Here is a 19,608-nt window from a genome sequence, read left to right as displayed (position 1 = left end):
AACTCGCCGCGGATACCGTATAGATTGCGCCAACTCATGGCCGCAGACGCAAACCCAACGCCGCAAGAGCAGCTCGACGCCGCGCTGCTCGGCTTCGAGTCGGCGCTCCCCCAGGTCAGCAGCGAGGCCGAGCTCTACGAGCTGCAGGTCCGATTCCTCGGCAAGAACGGCGCCGTCACCAAGCTGCGCTCGCTCATGGGCAAGGTCCCGCCCGCGCAGCGCAAGGAGCTGGGCCAGGCGTTCAACCGGGTCAAGCAGGCGATCGACGACGGGCTCGCCGGGCGCAAGCTCGCGCTCGCGGAAGCCGCCCGCGAGCGCAACCTGAGCCGCCACGTGGATCTGACCTTCGTACCGGATCCCCCGCGCCCAGGCACGCTGCACCCGATCACCCAGACCCGCCGCGAGCTCGAGCACGTGTTTCGGCGGCTGGGCTTCGACGTCGTCGACGGGCCCCACGTCGAGGCCGAGCTGTACAGCTTTGACAAGCTCAACATCCAGCCCGACCACCCCGCGCGGGACATGCAGGACACGTTCTTCATCGCCCGGCCCGAGCACGACCCGCGCGAGGGCGCGCCGTCGTTGGTGCTGCGCCCGCACACCTCGCCCGTGCAGGCCCGGACCATGCTCCGGCACGGCGCGCCGATCCGCATCATCGCGCCTGGCACCACGTTCCGGCGCGACGACGATCCCACCCACAGCCCAATGTTCCACCAGATCGAGGGGCTGTACGTCGACCGCAACGTGACCATGGCCGACCTCAAGGCCACCCTGTATCGGTTCGTCGGGGCGTTCTTCGGCGAGGGTCTGGCGGTCCGGTTTCGGCCGTCGTACTTCCCCTTCGTCGAGCCAGGCGCCGAGTTCGACATGCAGTGCGCGTTTTGTTTTGACGGCCAGCTCAGCCACGGCTGCGGGCTGTGCAAGCAGTCCGGCTGGATCGAGCTGGGCGGCTCCGGCATGGTCCACCCCGCGGTGCTCGAGCAGTGCGGCATCGACCCCTCGGTCTACACCGGGTGGGCGTTCGGGTTTGGCATCGATCGCATGGCCATGCTGCGCCACGGGATCTCGCACCTGCGTCACAACTTCGAGGGCGACCTGCGGGTCCTCGAGCAATTCACCTCACCTTGATCTGCTGACCCTGCTCAGCCCCCATCGGAATTTCAGATGCTGCTTTCATGCACCTGGCTCAGCGAGCTGCTCGGGCGTCCGCTCGACGTGTCCCCCCCATTTGATGCCGGCAATCCGTTTAGCGCGGTCAACATCGCCGCGCGCCTGACCAACCTCGGGCTCGAGGTCGAGGGCGTCGAGTACTTCGAGCTGCCCAAGATCATCGTCGGTCGCGTCGACGACGTCAGCCCCCACCCCGACGCGGCCAAGCTCAACGTCGTGCAGCTGTTCGACGGCGCGCGCACGATCCAGGTCGTGTGTGGCGCGTCCAACCTGCCCCCGGTCGGAGGCAAGGTCGCGTTCGCGCCGGTCGGCGCCGTGCTGCCCGACGGCCTCGAGCTGAGCGAGCGAGAGCTGCGCGGCGTGGTCTCCAACGGGATGATCTGCTCCGAGACCGAGCTGCGGATCGGCAGCGACGGCGACGGCATCTTGGTGCTGCCCAGCGACTGGGAGCCCGGAACGCTGCTGCAGGATCTGGTCCCCGGCATTCGTGACGCGGTCATCGAGATCTCGGTCACGCCCAACCGCCCCGACGCGCTCGGGCACCTCGGCGTCGCTCGTGATCTCGCGCTCGCGCTCGGCTGCGAGCTCACGCTGCCGCCTGTCTCGGAGGTCACCACCGGCGAGCCCATGCCCACGCTCGTCACGCTCGAGGCCGGCGATCGCTGCCCGCGTTACCTCGGCTACGCGCTCGAGGGGTGCCGCGTCGGTCCGTCGCCGCTGTGGCTGCGCGTGCGCCTGCATCGGGTCGGGCTGCGGCCGCGCAACAACGTCGTCGACGTGACCAACTTCGTGCTGTTCGAGACGGGCCAGCCGATGCACGCGTTCGATCGCCAGCGGCTGAGCGGCGAGCGGGTCGTCGTCCGCCAAGCTGCGGCCGGCGAGCCGATCACCACCCTCGACGACACCAAGCTCGAGCTCGACCCCGACGACCTGGTGATCGCCGACGCGAAGACCCCCCAGGCGCTCGCGGGGATCATGGGCGGCGAGGGTTCCATGGTCGAGGCTGCGACGACCCGGCTGCTGCTCGAGGTCGCGTTCTTCGAGCCGCGGGCGATCCGTCGCAGCGCTCGCCGCTACGGGCTGCGCACCGACTCGAGCCATCGCTTCGAGCGTCAGGTCGACTTCGCGGCGCAGCTCGAGCTCGCCGCCGCCCGGGCCGTGTCGCTGCTGCAACAGCTGAGCGGGGCCCGCTGCGTCGGCCACTGTGACGCGCGCGCCGAGCTGCCCGTGCCCGCGCAGATCAGCCTGGATCCCGACCACGTCGGCCGGCTGCTGGGCATGGACGTCTCGGCCAGCGAGATCGCCCGAATCCTCCAGGGCCTCGGCGTCAGCGTGGATCGGACGAACCCGCAGGCGTGGCGCTGCGAGCCGCCGAGCTACCGGCCCGACCTTGGCCGCGATGTCGATCTGATCGAAGAGGTCATGCGCCATCACGGCCTCGACGAGCTCCCGGCCCGGCACTCGAGCTCACCCGAGGAGCTCCCCGTGCTGCCCGAGGATCCCCTGCGCGCGCTCGCCAACGCGCTGACCGACGGCCTGCGTGCGTGTGATCTGCACGAGCACGTGTCGTTGGCGTTCACCGCCGAGGAGCACACGCTGCCGTTCGTGTCGGAGTTCCAGGCGACCCAGCTGGTTCGACCGGTCAATCCGATGCGCAGCCAGCAAGGCTGCATGCGCCCGCACTTGCTGCCGGGCCTGCTCGACGCAGTCGCCTACAACCTCGGCCGCCACACTCGCCCGCTCGGGCTGTTCGAGGTCGGTCGCGTCTACCTGTGGCCGCTCACCAGCGACGACGCGCCCGATTCAGGCAACCCGACCGACGAGGTCGACCGGTACTTGCCGACCGAGCCCTCCCGCGCCGCGGCGATCCGGGCTCAGCGTGTGAGTGGCGACTCGCCGACCGGTGAGCTCGCGCGCGCGCTCACCCGCGACCTCTCGGCTACCCTCGCGCGCGTGGGCCTGCCCGCCCAGCTGCGCGCGCCGACCCAGCCGCGGCCGTGGCTGCACCCGGGCGTGCAAGTTGGCCTGTGGATCGGCGATCGAGAGGTCGGCGTCGCGGGCGAGCTGCACCCGGACCTGCTGGCTGGCCGCGACCTCGGCGAGTTCGAGCTTGGCTACGGCGAGCTGTGGCTCGAGGCTCTGCCGCCGCTGCCGACCGTGCAGTTTCAGGACGTCGCCCGGTTCCCGGCGACGACCCGCGACCTGTCCCTCGATCTCGACACGCGCATTTCTAGCGCGGAGGTATTGGCGGCGCTCACCCGCGCGGCCGAGTCGGCGGCAGCCCCCGGCGACGTCCAGGATCCGCCTAGGCTGGCCAACGCCGACGAGCCACGCCGCCCGATCGAGCTGCTCGAGGACTACCGCGGTGCAGGTATCGAGAGCGGCCGCCACGCGCTGCTGTTGCGCCTGAACTACCGCGCTGGGCAGCGCTCGGTCACGGACGCGGAGGTCCAGGCCTTGCATGACAAAGTGGTCGCTGGTGCGCTCGAGCAGCTCACCCGCGTCGATCCGGCCGCCCGTATCCGCTGATCTCGAGCTGCCCACGGGCGACGTCGCTCGGCTATGCTGGCCGCCACGGGTAAGCCATGACCGACGAACACACGAGCGACACCAGCGAAGCCGACACCGTCGAGCCTGTCGAGGATTCCAGCGACCGCGAGGCGCAGGAGCACGACGACGACGACGACAAAGACAAGGACAGCGACGACGACTCGAAGTCCGAGAAGCGCAAGAAGCCGAAGAAGGTTGCGATCGGCTACGAGGCCGCGATGCCCCGGACCGAGGCGGTGTCTTACTTCGAGTCCCTCGTCGGCGGGCTTCGTTCTGGGCGGCTCGAGTTCAAGCAGGACGACCAGTCGCTGGTGCTCAACCCGCCGGACCAGCTGTTGATCGAGGTCAAGGCGCAGCGCAAGGGCGACAAGGCCAAGGTCGTGTTTGAGATCGCGTGGCGGGACGACGTTCGGCCGCTCGAGATCTTGGACTGAGAGACCTTTGGAGTCTCGGCTGAACCGGATCACAGCTCGGTAACCCACGACGCGTCTTCGACCCGCAACACCTCTTCGAGCGCAACCTCGCCCTGGGCGCTGACGACGTAGCGCGCACCGAGGCGTACGCCGAAGCCGAACTCGCTCTCGCTGTGTTGCGGGCCGTGGTCCATGCCGCCCGTCGAGCGCGGGCGATGGGTGTGGACGGTCACCGAGGCCGCGCGGCGATATACGATGATGACCGCCAGCTCGTGGGTCTCGACTCGCCACGTCGGCGCCAACGCGACGCGCTCGCTGGCCTCGACATGCTCGATCGTCGCCTTGAAGAACTGCGCCTGTACCCACTGCTCGTGCTCGTCCGCGCGTGCGTTGGCTCGCCTGGACGACTCGGCGTACATCCTTTTCAGTGCTGGCCGGTTGTCGTTGACGAGCAGGTCGAAACGCTCGCGAACCTGAACCAGCTGCGCGGTCGGATCCGCTGGGATCCGCTCGTGGCCATCGAGCACCCGCAGATCGGTGGCGACGAAGTGCAGACCCCGACCGCCGCGGCCCTGGTTGACTTCGATCTCGACGATGTGCGCGGGATGTTGCAAGCCCCAGCTGTTTGGCGTCGAAGCCTCGAACATCGCGGCGTCGAAGTGGGTGACGCCGCCGGGGGTCTCGACCTGCCAGCGCGAGATGTGGTTGTTGCCCCCGCCGTTCGGCGACAGGAAGTACAGCGCGTAGGGGCTGCTGCCATCGGTGCTGAACGCGTACTCGGTGCGCTTCAGATCGCGGTCCGACAAGAACGCGCCAGCGTGGTGCAGCGCCTCGCCCCATGGTTGCTGGCCGCGTTGGTACAGGAGTCCGACGACCCGGCCCGGGACGTCTGGCCAGCGCTGTGACGGGATCACGTCGCTAAACCCACGCTCGCCTGGCTCGCTCTCGTCTGGGTTGGTGTCGGAATCCCATCCTGGATCTGGACCTGGATCTGGACCTGGATTCGATGGCGACGTGATGTCGCGTTCACTCGTGGCGCCCTTGCATGCCACGAGCGCGACGGCGATGACCAAGCCAGCGAGTCGTGCCGATCCAGCGAGCCTCATGGCCTCGACTCTACACACATTGAAGACTCAGAGTCCGGTCCTGTATTCTCCCCGCACGGTTCACTCGCCAGCGGAGACCCAGCTGGTGAGGTCATCCACGAGCACCCCCGACACGGTGTCGGAGTGGCCGGGAGGCTCGGGCGTGAGCGGCACGAAGATGTGCGTGTGCTCCGGATACATCTTGGTGGTCGCAGCCGCCGGGATCCCCATCGCCGCCCAACTCTCGAACTGGTCGAAGTGGGCCGGGCCAACGTTGAAGTCGGAGCCGGCAAACGCGGCATACACAGGCAGGTCGAGGTCCGCGAGCGACGTATGAAAATTCGCCTGCATCGCTATCCAGTCGGCCCAAAACTGCGTCGGCGCACCCATCCACGCCGAGGCAGCATAAGTCCCCGCCTCGATCTGTGTGAGCACCGAGAGCGCCTCGTCGGCTTGCATGCGCAGATCCGCGATCGCCGGGTTACCCGGATCGACGGACTCGATGTAGTCCGCGAACTCGTTGAGCTGGCCGCTGACCGTGTCCACGAGCGAGAGCGTGGCGCCAGCGAGCAGGGCCACGCCACACACCCCTGGCTCATCGGCCCCGATCAACGCCCCAAACATCGCCCCCTGGCTGTGCCCGACGACGATCACGTCTTGGTCGAGCGTCTCGTGCAGCGTCCGCGTGGCCATGCGAGCGTCTTCGAGGAAGTCATCGATAGAAATGAAGTAGTAGTCCCCCGGGTAGTCGTCGATCGACTGCGGACACTCGGCCGAGTTCTCCGCGAAGCAGGAGCGCTTGTCGTACGTCAGGACTGCGAACCCACGCAGCGCGAGTTGCTCGGCGAGCGAGGCATAGGCCGGAATCGGCGGGTCGTAGGCGATACCGAGACCAGCCTCAAACAGCCCCCTTCGACCCTGAGGACCGCTTCCGTGCAGGATCACCGCCCCGGGTGGGTCATACTCGTCGGCCTCGACCACGGGACGGTATAGCGTACCGAGGAGAGTCCAGCCGTCACGTTCGAACTCGAACGGCTCGCTCGCGACCCCCGTGACGGTGACCGGCTCGCAGGTGTCGGCGACGCGAGCCTGGAGCTTTGGGCACGGGAGCAGCTCGGCGCCGTCGGTGCTCGTCTCGGTCTCGGTCTCGGTCTCGGTCTCGGTCTCCGAAGACTCGCCACCCAGCGGCTGACTGCAAGCGACCAGCGTGCACAGGAGTGTCGAGAACGCCCCGGACTTGGCGACGCGGAGGAAGGGGGGGGTGATGCATGACGCATCTTAGTTATAGTGCGGACAATAGCGAGATGCCTATTTCTCACGTGCTCCTGAGTAGGCGAGCCGCCAGCCCAGCCGCGTCACGGCGCGGCTGGGTCGGTGGGACGCCGCAGACTCACCGGAACTGCTGCGCGTAGAAGCTGCCGCCGCTGTTGTTGCCCTCGTTGGTCTCGGGGACGGCGTTGGTCGGATCGATGACCGTCCCGCTGTAGTACGCATCCTCGCAGGTGCGCAGCCCGATGCACAGACCTGCCAGATCGAAGGCATGAACCACGTCCTCGAGCACGAGGTCTCTGCATCGGCCACACTACGGCAGAGCCAGTTACAGCTATCATTCCGCGACATGTCGCTCGATCCACAGGACGCAGAAGACGTCGAGCTCGTCCGCGCGGCTTTACAGTCCCCGGCCCAGGTCAAGCCGAAGCGAGGCACCGGCCACGCGGTCGCCCTCCTCGCGGTCAGCCTGCTGCTGTTTTGGGCCCAACAGCAATCGATCGCCGGGCAGACGGGCACCTGGATCGCGGCCCTGGTGATCGTGCTGGCCGTACATGAGGGCGGGCACTGGTTGGCGATGCGGGCATTTGGCTATTCATGAGTCAGGGTGCAGTGGAGCTGCGCAAGCAACTTCAGCCTGGTGAGGGGCCCCCCGAGGCGTTTCCAGACCGGCTGATACCTGCCGGGCTGGAGCTCGCCAACATGTTGGTATTCTCCAAGTCGAACGGGTCGTCGGCGCCGGATGGCTACGCGAACGTCCTCAGCAAGTTCTGGGCTCAGGTCGGACACGAGCCGCCTTCGGCGGCGATGACCTTGGTGCTGATGCTGACGTACGTGGGCGCAATCGGTCTGGTCGCCATGGCGCTTGCGCAGCTCGACGTAGTCTGAGGCCGTCGGCACCTCGTCCACCTGCTAGAATCGCCGTAGATGGCCGACAACACTTTTGCAGTAGATCGCCGCGACATCCGTCGAGTCCGCCCCTACAACGACCACAGCGCGACCGCCGACCTCGCCGAAGGTCAGGCCCGGCTGAAGGTCGGGCCGGTCGCGCTGACCGCCAACAACGTCACCTACGCCCAGCTCGGCGACGCGTTGAACTACTTCGACTTCTTCCCCTCGACCGAGCCGTCGCAGGGGCGGCTCCCGGCGTGGGGCTTCGGAGACGTGGTCGAGTCGAAAGCCGCGGGCGTCAACGTCGGCGAGCGGGTCTACGGGTACTTCCCAATCAGCTCGCACCTGATCCTCGAGCCCGTCGGCGTCGGCGCCGACGGCTTCACCGACGGAGCCGCTCACCGGACCGGGCGCGCGCCGTTCTACAATCGCTACTCGCGTGTCGACCACGACTCCCTCTACGCGCAGGCTCATGAGGCGCAGCTCGCCCTGCTCCGGCCACTGTTCACCACCGCCTTTTTGATCGACGATCACATCGCGAGTGAGTCCCGGTTCGGCGCCACGCAGATCGTGCTGGCCAGCGCGTCGAGCAAGACCGCCTACGCGACGGCCTTCTGCCTCGCCAAGCGGGGCGACGCGCGCGTCATCGGGCTCACCTCGGAGCGCAACCGGGCCTTCGTCGAGGGCCTCGGCTGCTACGATGTCGTCGTCACCTACGCCGCCGCCGAGACCCTGCCCGACGGTCCGACCATGTTGGTCGACATGGCCGGCGACGCGGCGGTGCGCTCGGTGGTGCACCACCGCTACGGCGACGCGCTGAAGCAGAGCTTGCTCGTGGGCGCGACGCACTGGGACGCCGCGGGCTCGGAGCAGGAGTTGCCTGGCGTGAAGCCGACCTGGTTCTTCGCGCCCGCCATCGCCCAGGACCGCGTGAAGCAGTGGGGCCCCGCGGGCTTCGCCGAGCGCATCGGTCGGGCCTGGGCGAGCTTCATGGAGCCGGTCTGCGCGCCCGAGTCTGCGTGGCTGCGGGTCGTCGCGCACCAGGGGCTCGACGCTGCGCTCGAGGTCTACCGCGGCCTGCTCGACGGCGAGATCGTCCCGAACGAGGGGCACGTGGTCCGAGTCTGACCGTCAGTCGCTCGCCGCTCGTAGCTCGACGGGTGTCCCCCCGATCTCCAGCACCCGGAGCCGAGGGAAGCGGACGTTGATCAACTCCAGCTCCGGCGCTGCAATCGGACCGTCGATCCAAAGCTGCTCGAGCGAGTGCGCGGGCGTGGCCTCGAGATCGGGCTGCGCGTTGCTCCTCAGGTCGAGACGGAGCAGCCCGGGGATGGCCCCCAGCACTCGGCTCATCGCCGAGCGCGAGAGTTGGTTGGACATGACGCCGAGCGAACGCAGCGACTGCATGGTCTCGCGACGAGCCAGACCTGGTCGTTGATGAATTGGCAGCGAGAGATGTAGGCGCCGCCGTGGTCGTAACTCGCAGTGTGTTTCCAGCTGAGCTTGGTCATGTTCGTGCAGGCGGAGGAAGAGCGGGAACTCTACTCCGTCTTCGCCTGCAGCGTCTTCACCAGCCGATCGGTGTCGTAGCCCTGATCCCGGAGGCGCTCGAGGATCGCGTCGTACAGCTCCGGGCTCATGGATGGTTCGCGGGACAAGATCCACAGGTACTCGCGGGTTGGATGCCCGACGACCGCGTACTCGTAGTCCGGGCCGAGGTCGATGATCCAGTAGTCGCCCCAAAAGGGCCGAAAGAAGCTGACCTCCAGCTTCGCGTTGGTCGCGGGGTCGACCACGCGGGCGCGTCCCTTGGCGGTGGCCAGCCGGCCGTCGAGCGAGCGCTTGCGGCAACGGTTGATGACATTGATCTGCCCGTCCGGGCGCAGCTCGTAGGTCGCGGTGGTGCCTGTGCAGTTGCGCTGAAACCTTTGGGGGTAGTGGGAGATCTCGTACCAGGTGCCGGTGTAGCGCTCGAGGTCGACGTGATCCACGGTGTCGAGCGGCGCTCGCTCGTGTTGGCCCTTCAGGCTTCCGGCGCAGGCGGTGCTGAATAGAGCCACGAGCAGGGGGATGAGGCGTTTCACGGTGAACCTGTGATCTGGATTGCTCGGGTTTGCAATCTGCGCTCGGCGAATTTGACGGCAATTGTTGCCCAGACAGCTGTCGGTCGGTCGGGTCGCCGGATCTGTCACACCTCGTCGAGCCGCCCGCCGGAGCCAGAACGACCGGTGACGTCGAGCGCCGTGCACGGTGGCTTGCGGCGTCGGACCCTGCTAGTTCAACGGGGATGGCGTTCGGTCCCGGGCTCGCGCTTGCGCTGATCTTGGCGAGGGGACCAGGCGAGGCGCGGCTCACGTGGGAGGCCCCGCTCGCCTGCCCACGCGCGAGCTGGCTCGAGGCTCGCGTCGATGCCTACCTCGGACATGCGTTCACCAGCGAGGCTGAGGTCGAGGTCGCCGGGTATGTGCACGCAGACAGTGCGGGCTTCGTGCTCGAGCTGGTGACGCTGGTTGGCGGTGTGCGAGAGCAACGGCAGCTCACCCACCACGACTGCGACGCGCTGGTCGAGATCGCGGCGAGCCTGGCCGCGATCGTCATTGATCCGCTGGCGCTGCCTCAGCCATTGGTCGCGGCGGCTGATCCTCGGGCGGCGCCGCCGAGCCGCGCACCGGTCCCAATCCAGCGGCCGCAGACCCGCCCGTCTGCGTCCCCGCCAACGTCGCCACCGCCCGATCCTGAACCATCGAACAGCGGATCTGCCAGCGGATCTGCGAAGCCGCTCACCGCCGAGCCGCCGTTCGAGCTGCACGCCGAATCGGGCTACCTCAGCAATGATCGGGAGCGGCGTGGGCCGACTCGCGACACCGCTGACCAGCAAACCCGCATGCTGGTGTCGGCCAGCGGCGGACTGGCGCTCAACCTATTTCCCAACCCCGCGCCGCAGGTTCGCGCGGGCGTCGGTGTGCAACACGGGGGTCCGCGGTCCAAGCTCCGCGTGGCGCTCGAAGGTGGGGCCGCGCTCGGGGGTCGGTTTCGCTCGGTCGATGGCGCGGCCGGTGGTGATCTGACGGCCTGGGACATCAGCCTCCGGCCTTGCGGCGTGCCGCGCTGGGGCATCGTCGAGCTGCGTGTATGTGCGGCCGTCGGCGCGGGACAGATCCGCGCGCGCGGCGTTGGGGTCGAGCCGGCCCGGACCCTGGCACATCCCTGGGTGTGGCTGGCGCTGGATCCAGGCCTGGCCGTCGAGCTTCACACCAACCTGGCGGTGTTCTTGGATCTCGGGGCGGACTTCAGCATCTATCGGCCCAACTTCAGCATCTCGGGTCCAGACGCGGCGTATGCGACGCCGATCGTGGCCGGCCACGGACGCCTCGGCGTCGAATTGCGATTCTTCTGAGGTCGCCGTGACGCGCACCAGCCAAACCGGACATCGACCGATCACGTGAACGCTCCCCTGCAAACCGGTGAGTTCGGTCGCCCGCTCAGCTCGGACTTCGAGCGTCTGTATCGCGTAAATTACGCGTTTGTGTGGCGGTGTGCCCGGCGGATGTGCGTCGACGAGGCCGAGCTCGACGATGTGATCCAGGACGTGTTCGTGCTCGCCTACCGACGCCTCGACCGGCTCGAGCCCGAGGTCGCACCGAGCACCTGGCTGTTCGGGATCCTGCGTAACGTGGTTCGCAATCGGTCGCGCGGCCGCAACCGCTACCGGCGGCGGGTCGATGCGTTTGCGACCCACGTCGACGCGCGCGAGCGCCATCGCCAACAAGTCGAGACCGAGCTGGCCGAGCGGGCGCTCGCCAACCGACTGCTGAGTGGGTTCTTGCGCGAGCTCGATGAGCCGCAGCGCGCCGTGTTCGTGCTGGCCGAGCTCGAGGGATACACGGGCTCGGAGATCGCCGAGGCCCTGGCGATCAACCCCAACACCGCGCACTCACGCCTGCGGCTGGCGAGGCGGGCATTTCGTCGCCACTTCGAGCTCGAGCCCAGTCGCGGAGCTGTCGACGCGGCGACTCGGCGGCTGCGCGAGCAGCCGTGCGAGCCGCCAGCGGAGGCCCGCAATCGGACCTGGGGGTTGGTGCTGGGTGGTGTCGCTCGTCCAGTGTGGTGGGGCGCGAAGGTGGGCGGGTTTGTGTCGCTGGTCAACGCGAAGGTGACGGTCATCGTGGCTGGGGTGACGCTCACCGCGGGGCTGGGGGTTGGCGCGGTGCTCGATCGAGCGGAGAGCGACGCGGCGCCGGTTCGCGAGCTCGTGCGGGCGAATGAGGATCGTCCGCCGGTGATGTTGTCGGCCGAGGTGGCCCCCGTCGCGGCGACGGCCGATTCTGTGGTTCTGATGGACTCGCTTGATTCGCTCGATTCACTTGATACAGCCGATCCGATCGTTGGTCGATCCGTGCCCGGAGCTAGGCGCGTCAAGGCGGTCGCGGTGCCTGAGCAGCTGGGCCTCGCTCGCGCGGCGCTGATCGAGGGAGATGCGGCGCGAGCGCTTCAGCTGCTCGACGGGATCCCGAGCCGTGACGGGCAGTTGCTGGGTCCGCGCGCTGCGACGCGTGTGGCCGCGCTGTGTAAGCTTGGTCGTGTCGATCAGGCTCGCGCGGCTGTGGAGGAGTTGCGCGCACGCGAGCCTGAGGCGTCCATACTTTCTCGGATCGATTCGGCGTGTTGGTGACGAGCGTGGCTTGAACTGGACATCTACCGTCCATGCGCAACTCCGGCACGACAATCACGATGGTGATCACCAGCTACCTGCTTGGCGGCTGTCTGGTTCTGAAAGATGGCAATCTCGAAGGTGGTGACGAGGACACCACGGGAGCTCCCGGTGATGGTGATGGCAGTAGTGACAGCGACGGCGGCGGCGACGGCGACGGCGATCAGGAGCCGCCGGTTCCCATCTCGATCGACGGCGACGGGTGTCAAGCTGGGCTCGATATTCTGCTGATCCTCGACAACTCCGGCTCGATGGGAAAGAAGCAGGCGCTGCTGGCCGGGGCGCTGTTTGATCCGCTGCTCTCGTCGCTCGAACTCGACGGGCTCGACTGGCGCCTCGCCGTCACGACCACCGACATTGGCGGGAATCCCTGGTGTGTGCCGAACGGAAATCCTCCCGAAGACGGTCACTTCCAGCTTCGATCCTGCAACGAACATCTGGATGATTTCGTGTTCAACGGTGAGACCGACGCTCGGGACATCGCCTGCAACGACATCTGTGCGTACCCTCCGGGCAAGATTCATACGCTGGAGACCACGACCGCGGACGACCCTCAGCCGGCGTCGCGCCCGTGGCTCGAGCGGATTGGCGGTAAGAGCAATCTGTCCATGGACCTCGATCCGGTGGCCGCGGCGTTGTGTCTGGTGCCGCAAGGTATCAACGGCTGTGGGTATGAGCAGCCGCTCGAGGCGATGGCCGCTGCGCTCGAGCTCGCAACTACGCCCGGGAACGCCGAGAGCGGGTTCTTGCGCGACGAGGCTGGCTTGCTCGTCGTCATCGTGACTGATGAGGCGGACTGCTCTTTCGCTGATGAGTCGATCTTCTTGCCAGAGGGCGAGAGGACGTTCTGGTCGGACCCGAATGATGCGTTTCCGACCAGCGCGGTGTGCTGGAACGCGGGGGTTAGCTGCACCGGGGATCCGTCGGGGTATGACGACTGCGTGGCGGCTGACTTCGATGTCCATGGGAGTCCGACGGCGCCGGCGCTGGCGGTGCTTCGGCCGGTGGCGGGGTATATTGATGTGCTTCGGCAGATTGAGCAGCAAAAGCGGGCGCTTGATCCGGGGGCGGATGTTAGTGTGCTGGTGATCAGTGGGGTGGGGACGGATGGGGAGCTTCACTATGGGACGGCTGCGGGAGATGAGGCGTTCGAGTATAGTTTTGGGATTGGGCCTGGGTGTGAGGCGGCGGCGGTCGGCGGGGGAGAGTCGGTTCAGGCGGTGCCGCCTGTGCGGTTGCGGGAGGTTGGTGAGGCGATGAGTAGTGAGGCTTTGGCTTCTATTTGTGCGTCTAGCTACTTTGACGCTTTGTCTGGGGTCTATGATCGGTTGTTGGGGGCCTGCGAGTAAAGGCGGAGAGTCGCACATCCCATGCCGTCGGCGGGTCGCCAACGAGATCTTCACGTTCTCGACGATGCTCGCCCACAACCTCGGCCGCGAGCTGCAGATGCAGACGAGCGAGCCCACCCGCCGAACGACACCGACGCGCGGCACGCTCCGGCACCTGCTGCTTCGTCAAGCGGGCCGACTCACCCATGGCCTTCAGCTCTTTGATGCGGCGGTCCGATCGTCTGGTTGTGTGGCCCTTCACCCCAAGGCTTCGGCCCGCGCTTCTTGCCTTTGCGCTTGACCGTCCCCGCGACCAGCGGTAGCGCCTCCTTACCACTCCGCCGCGCGACGACATTGACTCCGCCCTCGATCAGCGCCCCCACCGCCTCGGCGGACACATTCAGCCGCCGCCGCTCCTGCGACGGCCCCTCGCTCGGCAGCATGCTGTCGGTGAAGCCCTCGAGCGGGTGCGGCGTGGTCACGCCCGCGCCAGGCGTCGACGACTTCACGCCGTCGAGCATGAAGCCCGCGATCAGCCCAGAGATCGACGGCCCACCGCTCGGCGGGAGCGCGTCGCCGCGCGGGGGCTTGCCGCCCGCGCCTGGGCCCTGCTCGCCAGCCCCCTTGGCTGGCCTTCGGCTCCGAGCTGCCGCCGGGTTGCATCTCGCGCGGTTTGGGTGGGCCTTGTGTGGTTGTACCGCGGCCCTCCATGCCTTTCGCGTCTCGCTCCGGCGGTTTGGCTTGCTCAGAGTCGGCGTCCCCCGCGGGCCTCTCCGTCGGCTCGAACCCGCTCGGATCCGTCAGCGAGAGCGGCTGGTTGAGCACGTACGCGTAGCGGTTCCACCCCTGCGTGCTGTTCGGCGCGACCACGAAGGGATCCGCGCTCGCCATCCGCCCCAGCTGCGGGTCGTACATGCGGCCGCCCATGTTGAGCAACCCGCCGTCTTCTTGCGCTTCGTGCCCGGTGTAGCCGAGGTTCACGGCGCCGAGCTGCGCAAACTCGTCGGGCAAGCTCCAGTCCTCGGCGTCGCGCCGCTTGCCCCACACGTCGAAGGACATGCGCTGCTCGACCACGCCGAGCTCGTCGCTGACGGTGTCGGTCGAGCCGAGATGATCGACGTGCAGATAATGGGTGGTCCGAGTCGCGTTGACGCCATCGTCGGTGTCGTCGACGCTGGCCACGATCCGCTCGATCCCCGGCACATAGTAGTGATGCTGGATCTCGCCCGTGAGCTCGTCGCGGTGGCGCTGGTACAGCTCGGTCACGTAGATCGTCTCGCGCGCGTCGGCTTCGCTGTACCGGTACACGCGATCCTGATCCGCGTCGTACTCGAAGGCGATCAACCCCGCGTGACCGTCGAGCTCGGCCGGCTTGTCGAACGCGGTGTACGCCAGCGTGACCGGCCGTCGGCGTCATACTCGTACTCGCCCCGATCCGTGGCGAACACCAGGTTGCCCAAGCTGTCATAGGGTCTGCTGCGCGTGGGTCGTGTGCACCGCCGCGACGCGATGCAAGTAGTCGTACTCGAACGCCTCGTGCTGATCGTGGATCAGATCTTCGCGGCCCGCGAGCGTACCGTCGGGGTTCCACTGGTACGCCAGCGACTGCAGCGTCCCGCCCAGCTCGGAGCTGGTCTCGATCGTCCGCGTGAACTCCCGCAGCGGGTCGTAGCTACGCTGGGTGATCGTGCCGTTGCCGAAGCTCTCGGTGGTCACGCGGTCGAGCCCGTCGACGTCATCCACCCGCCACAGCAGCTCGTGGCTGCGGATAGTGGGTCTCGGCGAGATGACTACTGCTCAGCGGTCCACGCTGCGCGAATATGAAGGTGCCGGACCTTCGGGCAGGGTCACACCCGTTGGGCCGCGGAGAATTACGCCAGCCTGCTGCTGTCGACGCTGCCCAAGGGTGACGAGGAGTGGAGCAAGACCGTGCTCGCGGTGCTGCAGCCCATGCTCGCCACCGACAACACGCGGACAAAATCCGGCGCCGATGCACAGACGGAGGCAGGCGAGGCGAGCGAGGCGGGCGAGGAGATCGACGGGGCTGAGCCACCGGTGCCCGTGGATCAGCCCGAGGGCGAGTAGCCGACAGGTCTTCGGAGGTCTCGTCGGGAGCTGGCCACGGCGGCGGTGGGTCGACCGAGGTTGGATCCGAACGGGGCCGCACTGACCAAAAGTGGTCTGGGGTTGCATCCGAACGGGGGTCGCACGGGCTGGAGGTGGGCCGAGGTTGGATCCGAACGGGGGCCGCGCTGGCAAAAAGTGGTCCGGGGTTGCATCCGAACGGGGGTCGCACGGGCTGGAGGTGGGCCGAGGTTGGATCCGAACGGGCCCGCGCTGGCCAAAAGTGGTCCGGGGTTGCATCCGAACGGGGGTCGCACGGGCTGACGGTGGGCCGAGGTTGGATCCGAACGGGGCCGCACCGGAACGCGACTACCTCCGCGGACTTCCCGCCGACCTCGGCACGGACGGGGGCTACCCGGACGTATGTCTCGGACGTCCCTGAAGCAGGTTCGGGCTACCTTCGCGGACTTCCCGCCGACCCCGGCACGGACGGAGGGTACCCAGGAGTATGTCTCGGACGCCCGCGGGCAGGATTGGGCTACCCTCGCGGACTTCCCGCCGACCTCGGCACGGACGGAGGGTACCCAGGAGCATGTCTCGGACGCCCGCGGGCAGGATTGGGCTACCTCCGCGGACTTCCCGCCGACCTCGGCACGGACGGAGGGTACCCGGGAGTAGGCGATCTGAGCAGCGATCAGTTCTGCCGATCTGAGTGCGATCACCTAGCCCGGTCTGTAACATCTCGCTCAGCTGCTCCGACCTGCACCGCGAGCTTGGCGCGGTGAGAACATGAAGGTCCAGGACCTTCGGGCAGGGACCACTCAGGAAGGCAGTCCGCCTTCTGAGTGCAGGAAGCGCCGAACTGCCGGGTGCTCCGTGGCAACGAGTTCCGCTACTTCGAGCACATCTTGCCTGGCTGGGTGGGACAGCGCTCGCTCCCTGGAGACCATCTCTCAGAGTATGTCGGTGCTCCCCCACGGCGATTCATCGCTGTTGATGAACCGGAAGTTGATTCGAGCGCCATCCTCTCGTACCTCCAGTCCGAGAGATGCCCGGTCACCTGGCCCGGAGTCCTCGGTCCATTCTCCAACGGCGACTGCCATTGTGACGCCATCTTCACGATGCGCATCCGTCGCTCCAACGTAGTACACGGCAAAGGGTTCGTCGCCCTTGTATACGAATCCGTGCCCTGTCCAGGAGTGCGCGCCGCAACGAACACGTGCTCGAGGTTTGGTCTTCGCCTACTTCGAGCTTCAAGTCGGTCATCAGCTTCTCACAGGTCATCCAGGAACTCGTCGGAGGTCTTGGCTCCCTTGCGTCGGTCGCAGGTGCGGCACGTGTTCTGGGCGTTGTCGATAGAGTTGTTTCCACCACGAGACTTCGGAATCGAGTGATCGATTTCTGACCTCCGAGGTCCAGGCGTGCCGGTAGTCTTCCGCCCGCAGAACACGCACGTGTTGCCGCTCTCGGCTCGTGCCCTCGATCAGCGCCCCCACCGCCTCGGCGTCCCCGCCGATCATGAACAGCGTGATCTCGATCGAGATCACGACGTAGGTCGGCGGATCCTGCATGACCTGCGACACCCGGTCGGCGGTCTCGGCGGACACGTTCAACCGGCGCCGCTCCTGCGACGGCCCCTCGGATGGCAGCATGCTGTCGGTGAAGCCCTCGAGCGGGTGCGGCGTCGTCACGCCCGCGCCGGGGGTCAACGCTATTGAGGCTCGCGCTTCCACTCGCCGCCCACCGCATCACGGAAGGCGAGCCAGCCGAGTGGCAAGTCGGCGACCTCGCATACCGTGGAGTCCATCGCAACGATCTCATCGAGGTGGACAATCTTCCCGTCAGCGGAGTCGTTGGTCGTTCCACAAAGAAACTGCCACCCCCCATCGTCGGCATCGTGAGAGACCATCAAGATTGGGGAACCAGCGAGCACGCGCGAAGTCGTGAGCACGCCGACCTTCGGGTCTTCCGTGAAGTTCATCATAGCTTCTCCAAGTTGCAGTCGCGGCACAAGATCTGCCCATTTTCGGGAGTCCCAGAGCCTCCGTTGCGCCGCCGGATCACGTGGTCAACATGCCCTTCATTTCGAGGCGGACTGACTCCCGCTTGATGACGCTGTGGCTTCACCACCTCGACGCCGCAGTTGTCGCACTTGGCGACGCCGCCGTTCTTGGTCGCGTTCGCCCAGACCTCCTGTTTGCCCGCCGGGGTGAACGGTTGCCCTGGTCGGGACCCGGGCGTGCCGCCCTTCCCGGCTGATGCGCCTTTTTTCCCTTCTTTCTTGAGAACCCCCGCAACCAGTGGCAGCGCCTCCTTGCCCCCACGGCGCGCGACGACCTGGGCCCCGCCCTCGATCAACGCCCCCACCGCCTCGGCGTCGCCGCCGATCATGAACAGCGTGATCTCGATCGAGATCACGACGTAGGTCGGCGGATCCTGCATGACCTGCGACACCCGGTCGGCGGTCTCGGCGGACACGTTCAGCCGGCGCCGCTCCTGCGACGGCCCCTCGTTTGGCAGCATGCTGTCGGTGAAGCCCTCGAGCGGGTGCGGCGTCGTCACGCCTGCGCCGGGGGTCAACGACTTCACGCCGTCGAGCATGAAGCCTGCGATCATTCCGGAGATCGACGGCCCGCCCGGAAGGCCATCGCCGCGCGGCGGCTTGCCGCCCGCGCCGGGACCCTGCTCGCCAGCGCCCTGATTGGCCCGCGCTTGCGAGCTGCCGCCTTGCCGCATGCCGTTGTTGCTCAGCGTGCCCTGGTTGGTCTGCCCGACGCCAACCATGCCGCTCGCGCCTCGCGGTGGATCTGCGCCACTCGATTGCTCATCGCCGCCGGCCTCGGGCGGCGCGCCCGTCGGCTCGAACCCGCTCGGATCCGTGCGCGAAAGCGGCTGGTTGAGCACATACGCGTAGCGGTTCCACCCCTGCGTGCTGTTCGGCGCGACCACGAAGGGATCCGCGCCCGCCATCCGCCCCAGCTGCGGGTCGTACATACGCCCGCCCATGTTGAGCAGCCCACCGTCTTCTTGCGCTTCGTGCCCGGTGTAGCCGAGGTTCACGGCGCCGAGCTGCGCAAACTCGTCGGGCAAGCTCCAGTCTTCGGCGTCGCGCCGCTTGCCCCACACGTCGAAGGACATGCGCTGCTCGACGACGCCCAGCTCGTCGCTGACGGTGTCGGTCGACCCGAGATGATCGACGTGCAGGTAGTGGGTGGTCCGAGTCGCGTTGACGCCGTCGTCGGTGTCGACGACGCTGGCCACGATCCGCTCGATCCCCGGCACATAGTAGTGATGCTGGATCTCGCCCGTGAGCTCGTCGCGGTGGCGCTGGTACAGCTCGGTCACGTAGATCGTCTCGCGCGCGTCGGCTTCGCTGTACCGGTACACGCGATCCTGATCCGCGTCGTACTCGAAGGCGATCAAACCCGCGTGACCGTCGAGCTCGGCCGGCTTGTCGAAGGCCGTGTACGCCAGCGTGGCCGGCCGCGCGCCGGTGCGGGCGAGCAAGTTGCCGTTGCCGTCCCACTCGTGCCCGCTGCCATCCGCGACCGCGAGCCGACCGTCAGCGTCATATTCGTACTCGCCCCGGTCCGTGGCGAACACGAGGTTGCCCAGGCTGTCATAGGCGAAGTGGCGCTCGTGGGTCTGCTGCGCGTGGGTGGTGTGGACGGACGCGACGCGATGCAGAAAGTCGTACTCGAAGGTCTCGTGTTGTCCGTGGATCAGATCCTCGCGGCGCTCGAGCGTGCCTTCGGGGTTCCACTGGTACGCCAGCGACTGCAGCGTCCCGCCCAGCTCGGAGCTGGTCTCGATCGTCCGCGTGAACTCCCGCAGCGGGTCGTAGCTACGCTGGGTGATCGTGCCGTTGCCGAAGCTCTCGGTGGTCACGCGGTCGAGCCCGTCGACGTCCTCAACCCGCCACAGCAGCTCGTCGGTCGGCCCGCTTCGAACCTCGCGCAGCTGCCCGCTCCCCGTGTAGCTGTTGCGCACCCAAAACGGCGGCAGCAGCTCGGCCTGCGGATAGTGAATCTCGGCGAGCCGATCAAACCCGTCGTACTCGAACTCGAGCTCGAAGCTCTCGCCCGCGATGACCTTGGTCAGCGCCTCGACCCGACCAAACGCGTCGTACT

At 67.3% G+C, this 19,608-nt stretch carries 21 protein-coding genes; 11 read left to right on the top strand and 10 right to left on the bottom strand.

Annotation, left to right across the window (positions count from 1 at the left end; translation table 11 throughout):
- Nucleotides 1-36 precede the first annotated feature (36 nt).
- From pheS to ENSA7_RS17910, 3 genes are read left to right on the top strand one after another with little or no spacing between them, the layout of a single operon-like run.
- Nucleotides 37-1,125, top strand: a complete 1,089-nt coding sequence (gene pheS, locus ENSA7_RS17920) for a phenylalanine--tRNA ligase subunit alpha (RefSeq protein WP_106090516.1) — start codon at nt 37-39, stop codon at nt 1,123-1,125.
- A 36-nt stretch (nt 1,126-1,161) separates the two neighbouring features.
- Nucleotides 1,162-3,696 carry a phenylalanine--tRNA ligase subunit beta gene (gene pheT, locus ENSA7_RS17915; protein ID WP_106090515.1) on the top strand — a complete coding sequence of 845 codons (2,535 nt, stop codon included), beginning with the start codon at nt 1,162-1,164 and terminating at the stop codon, nt 3,694-3,696.
- Nucleotides 3,697-3,752: 56 nt separating this feature from the next.
- Nucleotides 3,753-4,151, top strand: coding sequence for an amphi-Trp domain-containing protein (locus ENSA7_RS17910; protein ID WP_106090514.1), 399 nt, complete (start codon nt 3,753-3,755; stop codon nt 4,149-4,151).
- A 29-nt stretch (nt 4,152-4,180) separates the two neighbouring features.
- Here ENSA7_RS17910 and ENSA7_RS17905 read toward each other — a convergent pair whose 3' ends face one another.
- The gene (locus ENSA7_RS17905; protein WP_146157820.1) at nt 4,181-5,236 is read right to left on the bottom strand and encodes a hypothetical protein; all 1,056 of its coding nucleotides are present in this window, start codon (nt 5,234-5,236) and stop codon (nt 4,181-4,183) included.
- A 60-nt stretch (nt 5,237-5,296) separates the two neighbouring features.
- Nucleotides 5,297-6,196, bottom strand: a complete 900-nt coding sequence (locus ENSA7_RS17900; protein ID WP_181233856.1) for an alpha/beta hydrolase — start codon at nt 6,194-6,196, stop codon at nt 5,297-5,299.
- Nucleotides 6,197-6,272: 76 nt separating this feature from the next.
- Here ENSA7_RS17900 and ENSA7_RS45785 point away from each other — a divergent pair, with 76 nt between their 5' ends.
- A complete protein-coding gene (locus ENSA7_RS45785; RefSeq protein ID WP_280524016.1) occupies nt 6,273-6,407 on the top strand; it encodes a hypothetical protein in 135 nt (44 codons plus the stop codon).
- 198 nt (nt 6,408-6,605) lie between these two features.
- Here the strand turns inward: ENSA7_RS45785 and ENSA7_RS43825 are convergent, their stop codons facing one another.
- On the bottom strand, nt 6,606-6,776 hold the full coding sequence (locus tag ENSA7_RS43825) for a hypothetical protein (RefSeq protein WP_181233855.1): 171 nt from the start codon (nt 6,774-6,776) through the stop codon (nt 6,606-6,608).
- Here ENSA7_RS43825 and ENSA7_RS17895 point away from each other — a divergent pair.
- The 3 genes from ENSA7_RS17895 to ENSA7_RS17885 are packed head-to-tail and all read left to right on the top strand — an operon-like array spanning nt 6,756 to nt 8,503.
- Nucleotides 6,756-7,085 (top strand): hypothetical protein, encoded by a 330-nt coding sequence (locus tag ENSA7_RS17895; protein WP_106090511.1) that lies wholly within the window; start codon nt 6,756-6,758, stop codon nt 7,083-7,085. The two genes, ENSA7_RS43825 and ENSA7_RS17895, sit on opposite strands and share 21 nt — an antisense overlap.
- An 11-nt stretch (nt 7,086-7,096) precedes the next feature.
- Nucleotides 7,097-7,372, top strand: a complete 276-nt coding sequence (locus ENSA7_RS17890; RefSeq protein ID WP_106090510.1) for a hypothetical protein — start codon at nt 7,097-7,099, stop codon at nt 7,370-7,372.
- A 39-nt stretch (nt 7,373-7,411) separates the two neighbouring features.
- Complete coding sequence (locus ENSA7_RS17885; RefSeq protein WP_106090509.1) at nt 7,412-8,503, top strand: DUF2855 family protein; 1,092 nt, start codon at nt 7,412-7,414, stop codon at nt 8,501-8,503.
- Nucleotides 8,504-8,506: 3 nt separating this feature from the next.
- On the opposite strand, the gene ENSA7_RS17880 is transcribed toward ENSA7_RS17885, so the two are convergent.
- Nucleotides 8,507-8,782, bottom strand: a complete 276-nt coding sequence (locus ENSA7_RS17880; RefSeq protein WP_106090508.1) for a hypothetical protein — start codon at nt 8,780-8,782, stop codon at nt 8,507-8,509.
- Between the two features lie 134 nt (nt 8,783-8,916).
- Entirely contained in the window at nt 8,917-9,459 is a 543-nt protein-coding gene (locus ENSA7_RS17875; RefSeq protein ID WP_106090623.1) for a lipocalin family protein, read from the bottom strand.
- A gap of 203 nt (nt 9,460-9,662) precedes the next feature.
- Between ENSA7_RS17875 and ENSA7_RS17870 the strand changes: the two genes are divergently transcribed.
- The 3 genes from ENSA7_RS17870 to ENSA7_RS17860 are packed head-to-tail and all read left to right on the top strand — an operon-like array spanning nt 9,663 to nt 13,435.
- Nucleotides 9,663-10,772 (top strand): hypothetical protein, encoded by a 1,110-nt coding sequence (locus ENSA7_RS17870; RefSeq protein ID WP_106090507.1) that lies wholly within the window; start codon nt 9,663-9,665, stop codon nt 10,770-10,772.
- A 45-nt stretch (nt 10,773-10,817) separates the two neighbouring features.
- Complete coding sequence (locus ENSA7_RS17865) at nt 10,818-12,047, top strand: sigma-70 family RNA polymerase sigma factor (protein WP_106090506.1); 1,230 nt, start codon at nt 10,818-10,820, stop codon at nt 12,045-12,047.
- Nucleotides 12,048-12,079: 32 nt separating this feature from the next.
- Entirely contained in the window at nt 12,080-13,435 is a 1,356-nt protein-coding gene (locus tag ENSA7_RS17860; protein WP_106090505.1) for a hypothetical protein, read from the top strand.
- Nucleotides 13,436-13,744: 309 nt separating this feature from the next.
- Here ENSA7_RS17860 and ENSA7_RS17855 read toward each other — a convergent pair whose 3' ends face one another.
- Nucleotides 13,745-14,758: an RHS repeat domain-containing protein gene (locus tag ENSA7_RS17855; RefSeq protein ID WP_219908000.1), complete on the bottom strand. Its 1,014-nt coding sequence runs from the start codon at nt 14,756-14,758 to the stop codon at nt 13,745-13,747.
- Nucleotides 14,759-14,878: 120 nt separating this feature from the next.
- Nucleotides 14,879-15,157, bottom strand: coding sequence for a hypothetical protein (locus ENSA7_RS17850; RefSeq protein WP_106090504.1), 279 nt, complete (start codon nt 15,155-15,157; stop codon nt 14,879-14,881).
- 186 nt (nt 15,158-15,343) lie between these two features.
- On the opposite strand from ENSA7_RS17850, the gene ENSA7_RS43820 reads away from it, so the two are divergent.
- Entirely contained in the window at nt 15,344-15,499 is a 156-nt protein-coding gene (locus ENSA7_RS43820) for a hypothetical protein (protein WP_181233854.1), read from the top strand.
- Between the two features lie 1,252 nt (nt 15,500-16,751).
- Here the strand turns inward: ENSA7_RS43820 and ENSA7_RS46155 are convergent.
- The 3 genes from ENSA7_RS46155 to ENSA7_RS17830 all read right to left on the bottom strand — a co-directional run.
- On the bottom strand, nt 16,752-16,928 hold the full coding sequence (locus tag ENSA7_RS46155) for an HNH endonuclease (protein WP_106090502.1): 177 nt from the start codon (nt 16,926-16,928) through the stop codon (nt 16,752-16,754).
- Nucleotides 16,929-17,189: 261 nt separating this feature from the next.
- Nucleotides 17,190-17,459 (bottom strand): hypothetical protein, encoded by a 270-nt coding sequence (locus ENSA7_RS17835; protein ID WP_219907998.1) that lies wholly within the window; start codon nt 17,457-17,459, stop codon nt 17,190-17,192.
- Nucleotides 17,459-19,608 (bottom strand): RHS repeat-associated core domain-containing protein (locus tag ENSA7_RS17830; RefSeq protein ID WP_181233853.1); only part of this gene is annotated, 2,150 nt, incomplete at its 5' end. The genes ENSA7_RS17835 and ENSA7_RS17830, both read right to left, overlap by 1 nt.

This window comes from Enhygromyxa salina (genome assembly GCF_002994635.1).
Classification (GTDB): domain Bacteria; phylum Myxococcota_A; class Polyangia; order Nannocystales; family Nannocystaceae; genus Plesiocystis; species Plesiocystis salina_B.
The sequence above is the reverse complement of the archived record's forward strand: the minus strand, read 5'-3'. Positions and strand labels throughout refer to the sequence as shown.